8 protein-coding genes are annotated in these 8,226 nt (G+C 45.3%); 1 reads left to right on the plus strand and 7 read right to left on the minus strand.

Annotation, left to right across the window (positions count from 1 at the left end; genetic code table 11):
• Positions 1 to 41: 41 nt before the first annotated feature.
• The 5 genes from zwf to H6S82_RS10650 all read right to left on the minus strand — a co-directional run bounded on the left by zwf (position 42) and on the right by H6S82_RS10650 (position 5,130).
• Complete coding sequence (gene zwf, locus H6S82_RS10630) at positions 42 to 1,571, minus strand: glucose-6-phosphate dehydrogenase (RefSeq protein WP_190470777.1); 1,530 nt, start codon at positions 1,569 to 1,571, stop codon at positions 42 to 44.
• Entirely contained in the window at positions 1,572 to 2,411 is an 840-nt protein-coding gene (locus H6S82_RS10635) for a hypothetical protein (protein ID WP_190470774.1), read from the minus strand. It lies immediately after the preceding gene.
• 85 nt (positions 2,412 to 2,496) lie between these two features.
• Positions 2,497 to 3,642, minus strand: a complete 1,146-nt coding sequence (tal, locus tag H6S82_RS10640) for a transaldolase (protein WP_190470771.1) — start codon at positions 3,640 to 3,642, stop codon at positions 2,497 to 2,499.
• A gap of 153 nt (positions 3,643 to 3,795) precedes the next feature.
• Positions 3,796 to 4,863 carry a class 1 fructose-bisphosphatase gene (fbp, locus tag H6S82_RS10645; RefSeq protein ID WP_190470769.1) on the minus strand — a complete coding sequence of 356 codons (1,068 nt, stop codon included), beginning with the start codon at positions 4,861 to 4,863 and terminating at the stop codon, positions 3,796 to 3,798.
• A 99-nt stretch (positions 4,864 to 4,962) separates the two neighbouring features.
• Positions 4,963 to 5,130, minus strand: coding sequence for a hypothetical protein (locus tag H6S82_RS10650; protein WP_190470766.1), 168 nt, complete (start codon positions 5,128 to 5,130; stop codon positions 4,963 to 4,965).
• 397 nt (positions 5,131 to 5,527) lie between these two features.
• On the opposite strand from H6S82_RS10650, the gene H6S82_RS32705 reads away from it, so the two are divergent.
• On the plus strand, positions 5,528 to 5,767 hold the full coding sequence (locus tag H6S82_RS32705; protein WP_199315488.1) for a hypothetical protein: 240 nt from the start codon (positions 5,528 to 5,530) through the stop codon (positions 5,765 to 5,767).
• Here H6S82_RS32705 and H6S82_RS10660 read toward each other — a convergent pair.
• Positions 5,764 to 6,588, minus strand: coding sequence for a PD-(D/E)XK nuclease family protein (locus H6S82_RS10660; RefSeq protein WP_190470760.1), 825 nt, complete (start codon positions 6,586 to 6,588; stop codon positions 5,764 to 5,766). The two genes, H6S82_RS32705 and H6S82_RS10660, sit on opposite strands and share 4 nt — an antisense overlap.
• 29 nt (positions 6,589 to 6,617) lie before the next feature.
• A partial coding sequence (locus H6S82_RS10665) for a Piwi domain-containing protein (RefSeq protein WP_206756860.1) occupies positions 6,618 to 8,226 on the minus strand: 1,609 nt, incomplete at its 5' end.

The raw sequence follows: 8,226 nt of genomic DNA on the forward strand, positions 1-8,226 counted from the left end.
TTAACCCCAATCCAAAATCCAAAATCTCAAATCTAAAATTGTCAGGGTCTGCGCCAGCGACGACCGTCGCGGTTAATCAAAAGTTCGGCTTCCTTTGGTTCCCAAATTCCCGCTTCGTACTGGGGAATTTTGGCCGGATCGGTTGGGGATTCCCAGACTGTCAGGGCTGGGGTTACTACCCGCCAAGCTTCTTCGACTTCATCGGCGCGGGTAAACAAAGTTTGGTCGCCCAACATACAGTCGAGTAGAAGGCGATCGTATGCTTCGCTGCTTGCCTGTCCGAAAGCAGCACCATAGCGAAAGTCCATCTCTACAGTACGAGAGCGGACTTCCATCCCCGGCATCTTCACCTCAAATCGCAGGGCAATACCTTCATTTGGCTGAATTCGCATAGTCAACACGTTGGCGTTAACCTGTTGAGCTGCTGATTGAAATAACAAATACGGCACTTCGCGAAACTGAATGGCAATCTCTGTTACTTTTTTCGGCAGTCGCTTACCGGTTCTCAGGTAGAATGGCACACCCTGCCACCGCCAGTTATCGATCATCAGCTTTAGGGCTACATAAGTTGGTGTGGTGGAATTCGGATTCACCCCTGGTTCTTGTCGATATCCCGCCACAGGTTCGCCCTTCATCCAGCCGGCACCATACTGGGCTCGCACTGCGGAGAACTCCAGGTTACGCACATCTGCCAGGTGGGTGGCCTGAATTACTTTTACCTTTTCGCCGCGAACGCTGTCCGCATCGAGGGAGTTGGGGGGCTCCATCGCTGTCAGACAAAATAGTTGCATTAAGTGGTTCTGCACCATGTCCCGCAGCGCCCCGGAGGTTTCGTAGTAACCTGCTCGTTCTTCAACTCCCACGGTTTCGGCGACGGTAATTTGGACGTGATCGACAAATTGGCGATTCCACAAAGGTTCAAATATGGCGTTGGCGAAGCGAAACACGAGTAAGTTCTGAACGGTTTCTTTACCCAGATAGTGGTCGATGCGGTAAACTTGTTCTTCTTTGCAGGTTTGACGGACTACCCGGTTGAGGCTGCGAGCGGAACTCAAGTCGCGCCCAAAGGGTTTTTCGATTACCAGTCGGGTTTTGATGGGATCGTCGAGCATATGGGCTGACCCTAACTGGCGAATTGCTTCGGGAAAGAAGTTGGGCGAAACGGCTAGGTAGAAAACCCGATTTCCCCGCGTTCCCCGCTGACCGTCCAGTTCGCCCAGGAATTGTTTTAGTTTTTGGTAGCTTTCCGGTTTGTCCATGTCGCCGGAACAGTAGAACAAACCTGCGGCAAAGTCTTGCCAAAGTTCTTCAGAACCGATGCCATCCGAGAATTCCTCTATTCCTTCCCGCATCTGCTCGCGAAAGTAATCGTGGCTCCAATCTCGACGGGCAAAACCGACGATCGTCAGTTCTGGTGGCAGTCTGCGATCGCGTTTGAGGTGATATAGCGCTGGCACCAGTTTGCGTTGGGTCAGGTCTCCCGATGCCCCGAAGATTACCATGATTTGCGGTTCGGGGGTTCTTTCTTGTTGCAGTCCGACGCGGAGCGGATTTTCTAGGAGTGTTACCATTTATTTTTTTCCTTCTATAGCTTCGAGTCTTGCTAATACAGCTTCATATTTGGCGGTCATTTCTGCCAGTTGCTGAGTGAGGGAGCTGACTTGGGCGGTTAGGGTGTTAATTTGACCTTCATATTCAGCTTTCACCTCTTCTCGAATTTCAGCTCTGAGTTCTTCTCGGATTTTTTCTCGTTCGTAGGCAAGACGGCGTTCCCAATCGATATCTCGCTGTCTGAGTTCGGCTTTGAGTTGCCTGTTCTCTTCGCGCAGGCGCTCTAATTCAGCCGCCACCTCAGCAGCACGGCGTTCCCTGTCGAGATCCCTTTGCCTGAGTTGCTCCTTAAGCCGCTGATTCTCCAGGCGCAACTGCCCCAATTCTTCCGAAGCATCCCCAGAAGTTCGCCTTGTTGTTCGCGAAGACACTCGTCGGTCAACCAAGCGCTGAACAGCTGCACCAGTGGGAATGCCGTTGGGCGCTGACTCTACTGCTTCTTGCCAGATTTGGATTTGTAGTTCTGAGGGAAGTCCCTTTAGGGGACGAACTTGATTTTCCTTTGTAGGAATTTTGTGCGCAATTGCGCACAAATTTTCCATAACGTGGGCCGCGTCAATAAATTGATAAGCTGTTCGCCTTGCTATGCCCCACTTGTCTCGGCAGTAAGCGTCAAAGGTTTTGTGCGTTTCGCGATATAGTTTCTTCTCTCGAATCTCGTCGAGAGCCTTACCCACTTCGTAAAATGTCTGAAGTCCTTGTTCGATGACTGCTTCTAGTTCTTCCAGCCTCGCTTTTTCACCAGCATCGAGTTGGGCGTTGGCATAGTCGCTTTCTAAGATATCGTTTGCAGTTGACATAGCGGTGTACCCCGATCGCAATTGCTCTCAAAAGTGATAGGGGAGGAGAGAAATTCTCTTTCCCTTCTCCCTCTCGCTTCTCTCCCTAAACTGGCGCTAGGTGTTCGATCTTGTTTTCCAGCGAGTTCATCAGGGATTGGAAGGGCTGCACGAATTTCTCAATTCCATCCAGCAGCAGTTCATCCATCACCTTATTGATATCGATGTCGATGTCTGGGTCTTTGAGGCTTTCGATCAGTGTGTAAGCTTCTTCCACTTTGGTGTCAATGCGACTGGCGGCGTTGCAGTGATCCGCACAAGCTTCAATTGTGTTGGGTGGCAGGGTGTTGACGGTATCGGGGCCAACCAGCTCGTCAACGTACATGACATCGCTGTAGTGAGGGTCTTTGGTGCTGGTGGAAGCCCACAGGAGACGCTGGACTTTGGCACCTTTTGCGGCGAGTGCTTGCCAGCGGTCTGTTTTAATAATCTCCTTGTATTTTTGGTAGGCGATTTTGGCATTTGCGATCGCTACTTTGCCTTTCACCACTTTCAGTTTAGCTTCTTGGTCTACAGAGGTAACGCCTGCCTTTAACTTGTCGTCAATCCGCTTATCGATATTACTGTCGATCCGGCTGAGGAAGAAACTGGCTACTGAAGCAATGTTACCGATCTCCTTACCTTCAGCCGCCCGCTTTTCCAATCCTCGGATATAAGCCCATGCCGTATTCACATAGCTTTCCACCGAAAAAAGCAGGGTAACGTTGACATTGATTCCTTCGGAGATGACTTGCTCGACCGCAGGTAACCCAGATTCTGTACCGGGAATCTTGATCATCACGTTTGACCGACCGATTTCTTGGTAGTAGCGACGGGCTTCATTTATCGTAGCTTCGGTATCGTGAGCGATCGTCGGCGGTACTTCAATGCTGATATAACCGTCCAAACCGTTCGATTCCTCGTACACAGGGCGGAAGATATCGCAAGCATGGCGGATATCGTCAAAAACTAGCGATTCGTAAATCTTGTAAGTCGGTAATTGCTCGCGAATCCCCTTTTCGATATCGGCGTCGTAGATTTTGTTTCCATTAATCGCCTTTTCAAAAATGGCTGGATTGGAAGTTATGCCACGGATATCGCGAGTCTCGATCATTTTTTTGAGTTCGCCCGACTCGACCAAATCGCGGGTCAAGTTATCCATCCAGATACTTTGACCGTATTGCCGGATCTCCGATATATGATTCGTTGTCATTGTTTTCCTTTTTTACTCGTAACTACTTGTTTTGTCCGTCTTCGCAGCTTTAAATATTGCCGCGCTGTCCCGACGCAGTGTTTGGACATTTGTAACGTTGGTATTTAGCTATATGCAAGGTTGATGCTTGCCAACGTTTAAACTTTTCAATCTTTACGAACGAGCCATCATTTTTTCCTCGTTGGCTTCTTTTTTGCGTTCGCTGATGAAAGATTCCACTAATGCGACATCTTCTTTACTGCCGATAATCAGGGGTGTCCTGGCATGGAGTTTGTCTGGCACCGCATCCAAAATATCCTGGGTTCCTGTACTGGCACGACCGCCGGCTTGTTCGACTAAAAAGGCTAAGGGAGCTGCTTCGTAGAGGAGGCGTAATTTTCCTTGCGGTTGCTTGAGAGTTCCTGGGTACAAAAACACGCCACCCTGAAACAGAATGCGGTGGAAATCGCCCACTAGCGCTCCGCCGTAGCGAGCGGTGTAGCCTTCATGACGATGAACGTAGCGGATATAATCCCGAATGGATTCTTCCCACTGCCAAAAGTTACCTTCGTTGACGCTGTAAATAGGGCCGTGTTGGGGAATCTGGATATTTTCGGAAGAGAGGATAAACTCACCTAAGCTGGGGTCGAGGGTGAAGGAGTGGACGCCCTTGCCGATCGAATAAACCAACATGGTGCTGGGGCCATAGAGTATATAGCCGGCGGCGATTTGCTTGCGCCCACTTTGCAGTAAGTCGCGAGCGGAACCATCATCATCTATCCCTTCTTGCTGACGAATGCAGAAGATCGAGCCTACGTTGAGATTGCTATCTATATTAGATGAGCCGTCGATCGGATCGTAGAGCAGAGTATAGCGTCCAATTGGGCAGTTTTCTGGAATATAGTAGGGTTTTTCCATTTCCTCCGACGCAAGGCGACAGACAAGACCGCTCTGTTTGAAGACGGAGATAAAAACGTCATTGGCGTAAACGTCCATCTTTTTGACGGACTCTCCCTGCACGTTAACTTCCCCTGTGAATCCCAGCACGTTTGCCATTAACCCGGCTCTACTGAGATGCCGAGAAATCAGCTTTCCGGCGAGTGCAATGCGATTCATCAGGGAGCTGAGGTCTTGTGCGTCTGCCGAAAAGCTCTGAAGTTGCTGTAAGACGTGACGGGATAAGGTTGTACAGTCCCTGTCTAGGGCGCGTTCCTGAGCTAAAGGCCGATTCTCGTCTGCCATTGTTTTTATCCTTTCAGGGATAGCGATGAATGTCTGGGAGGTCAGCTTAACAGGCACTGACCCGATCGTTTCAATGCCCGATAGTCCTCCATTTCTATCTTAAGAAGGCTTTTTGGTAGAGCCCTCTAACTTTAGACGAACTAAAGAAATCGGATTCTCTGGGCGTGTGGTGGCGACTCTCTCTTTTGCTGCACAAATATTAATTTCAGTTTCTCCCGATCGCGAAACTACATTAGACATCTGGAAAAATTCTTGTGGGGTAGGCATCCTGCCTGCCTTTAAGATTATTTTCTGAAGATGTCTATTAGTAAAATTACATCTGTCTGCCTGGGAAGCAAAGTATTCTGAAATACTTTATGTACTCACAGAATAAGAGCTATGCGTTTTGAGATTATGTTAACTAATCAAGAATGTTTTGTTGATTAATGTAAAGAATTTATTTGGATTTGAAAAGTTTTTAGGTAAACTAGCAAACTTAAAACAAAGGGTCTGCTTGCGATCGCGAGCAGACCCTGATGACTGTTATTTCGATTGAGGGGCTAGTTTTACTGTCGCGACGCGCCAGTCCCCAGTTAGGTCAATCGATCGAAATCGACTGCGGGCCATTGCTTTTGCCGTTGTTGTTTTCAGTGGTAGGGGAAGAGTCAGGGGTAACGCCTGCCTGTTGGTCGAGCCAGCTTTTGATGGGATCGTCAGCCAGATTGAGTCGAAATATACCAGAGAAAAATCCACCCAGAAAGGAGACTGGGTGCTGGGTCAGTTCTCGGAAAATGGGGGTGAGTTCGTCGAAGAACATAGCGAGTCTCCTTACGGCGTCGGTGTGAGCGATCGATTCCTCTGGGATTTTAGCGCATCAATGCAGCTGAGGTGGAGTCAAACAGGTGCGATCGCGACAATTAGTTAAGGAATTAAATCAGCGAAACTACAAATAGAAGTAAATTGACAATACTGACAAGCTAATCCCGGATGAGGACGGAAAATTCTATGGAAATTCTCTGGGTTAGATACTAAGTTTCGTTTATCTTGTTGATGTCTTTTCGCTACTATTGCCAACATTTCCGCTGTTCTAGCTAATAGGGATGGCGTTTGATGATATGGGCTTGACCATTGTTGAGTTTCTAGATTATAGAATGAGGCTATCGTCTTAGCCTTGGGGTAAAGGTAACTAGCAGCCAACAAGTAAACATGGGCTTGTCGGTTGTCATAATTAGATAAGCCTGTATGAGTTTGCAGGTGATGACCTGTCTTTAAATCGACAATGTGAATAATATTATCATTTTCTTGCAATACGCAGTCAAAATTAGCATAAAGTTTAAACTGGTAACTTCCCTGTGTAACAATTATAGGTTCTGGAACTTCATTGGTATTTCCAGGATTTAATAATAAAATGTGCTTGCCTAGTAAAACAGGTTTTTCTTGGTATTTAATCAGTATTTGCCTGACTTTATCTTGTACCTCTGCTGGCTGCTGGTTTAGTTTTATTAACGCAGTTACTCGTTCTACTCCCCGGTCGTAACTTAGCAAATCTGGATTTTGGTGAAATTCAAAAACTCCTCTTTGTGCTAACTTACCTAATAATTGCTGAGGCGTGTCAAGCAATAAAGGTTTTACTCTGGAATCGTATTTTTTGATTCGACTCCAATATTGCTTGAGATGACAGTGATATTCCTCTTTACCTGCTTGGGCTACATACTCCAGCCAGATGAGATAAGATGCGTAATCCATTTACTTTTACCCTTATCGCGATCGTATTTTTACCAAAATTGATAATTCCCATACAAATTATGAGTTAAAACTCCTTGTAAGTTAAGGTATGATAACAAATCTGCCCCATATAGAGGTATTGGCAATCTTGGTTTTCTAAGAGAACCGTAATGTAGTAGTGTCAAGCATAAAGTAGCGTGCATTAACGATGTCATATTAGCGGACTCTCCTTCCGGTCTGACAGTTAATCTTAGAGGTTTTGCTAAACCTATTTTTTCACTTACCTCTGTAGTTACTAAGATTAACTGATTTCTTGGTAGTAGCATACCAAGAGCTTGGGGTGGGGGGCTAATTCTTTTACTCTGACTGTTCCATCTGTATAAACGGGGATTTCCAGATTTTCGACACTCTACTAAAATTAGTTTGGATTTCTGGGTACTACTCCAGTTAACTAAATGTTCGATTTCATCTCCTCTAAATAAACCATCTCGATAAATCAATACCCTCTTACCTCTTAGTTCGGGATTACTTAAACAATTTTCTAGCAAATTAGCTGGTATGACTTCACCTTCAATAACTCCAGGTTCCACTTGATAACCAATAAACTGTCCTTGGTTGCCATACACGCAAACACTCGCGCAAGCATTCATGCTTCCCGGTAAATTCTTTTTGGGCTTTCTGGAAACATCCAACCCTATAAAAAAATCTGCTATCTTCAAGGGCTTTGCCAAAATGTAGGGAGTATTACCCAGCTTGGCAATAATACCTGGAACCACTTGATTTAATACATACTTTGGGTTTTGTTTTAATGTGTCTTGATAAATTACTTGCTTTGGCTTTTGCATTCTTAGCAAACGTTGGGTTAACCGATGATATAAACTACCACCTTCAATTTCATCATGGCTTCTGTCATAAGTAGGAAGAAATATTATCACTAAATCTGTTTCATAAGCTAAGTCAACGGCTTTTTGATCGGCTACCGCCCTTTGCTGAAATGGGCTACCTGAGAGAGTTTCTGTTATATGATTACTAATTTCGCTAAGAAAGCCATAAGTTTGTAACCTTTCTTTTAATTGTTTAATAAATATGCTGACATCACCATTACATAATTGAAGTATACCAATTTGGATTACCTTATCATCAGGAATGATTCTTTGATACACTTTTCCTTCTTTTAAACCGTCGAGAATGTAATTACTGGCTTTAGTGATACCATTATTGCCAAATAGAAGTTGAGTCTGGCTAAAAGGTTTGTTAGGGTAGGCTAAAAACAACTTTTGATAATGCTCATTTACATTATCTCTATTTAGATTAATTTGGTAGCTTGCCAGGAATTTTTGGGCTGTATCTAAAAATTCCTTCATTAAGGGCTGACGCTTGGCACAATGAATCTTTTGTGCTTCATATATTTTAGTATAATCAATACCTAAACTTTGACAATTGCTATCATCTAAGTAAAGAAATAAAGCACTAAGCGGATAACAGTAGTGTTTTATACCTCTATTATACTTGATAGTAACTACAAGTTCATCATCTGGCGCATTTTTCCATGCTAATTTAGTGTTTGGTTTTAAATCGTCTCGTTCTGAAAATTCCTGTCTCATGTCTTTGACTATCCCTGCCAACGTAATAATTATGCCAACACTACCGCGTTCTTCT

Source organism: Planktothrix sp. FACHB-1355, from assembly GCF_014748295.1.
Classification (GTDB): domain Bacteria; phylum Cyanobacteriota; class Cyanobacteriia; order Cyanobacteriales; family Aerosakkonemataceae; genus Aerosakkonema; species Aerosakkonema funiforme_A.

Bases quoted from the DNA above. Each gene is read 5' to 3' on its own strand.
- zwf (WP_190470777.1), bottom strand. From the start codon at position 1,571: ATGGTAACACTCCTAGAAAATCCGCTCCGCGTCGGACTGCAACAAGAA.
- H6S82_RS10635 (WP_190470774.1), bottom strand. From the start codon at position 2,411: ATGTCAACTGCAAACGATATCTTAGAAAGCGACTATGCCAACGCCCAA.
- tal (WP_190470771.1), bottom strand. From the start codon at position 3,642: ATGACAACGAATCATATATCGGAGATCCGGCAATACGGTCAAAGTATC.
- fbp (WP_190470769.1), bottom strand. From the start codon at position 4,863: ATGGCAGACGAGAATCGGCCTTTAGCTCAGGAACGCGCCCTAGACAGG.
- H6S82_RS10650 (WP_190470766.1), bottom strand. From the start codon at position 5,130: ATGCCTACCCCACAAGAATTTTTCCAGATGTCTAATGTAGTTTCGCGA.
- H6S82_RS10660 (WP_190470760.1), bottom strand. From the start codon at position 6,588: ATGGATTACGCATCTTATCTCATCTGGCTGGAGTATGTAGCCCAAGCA.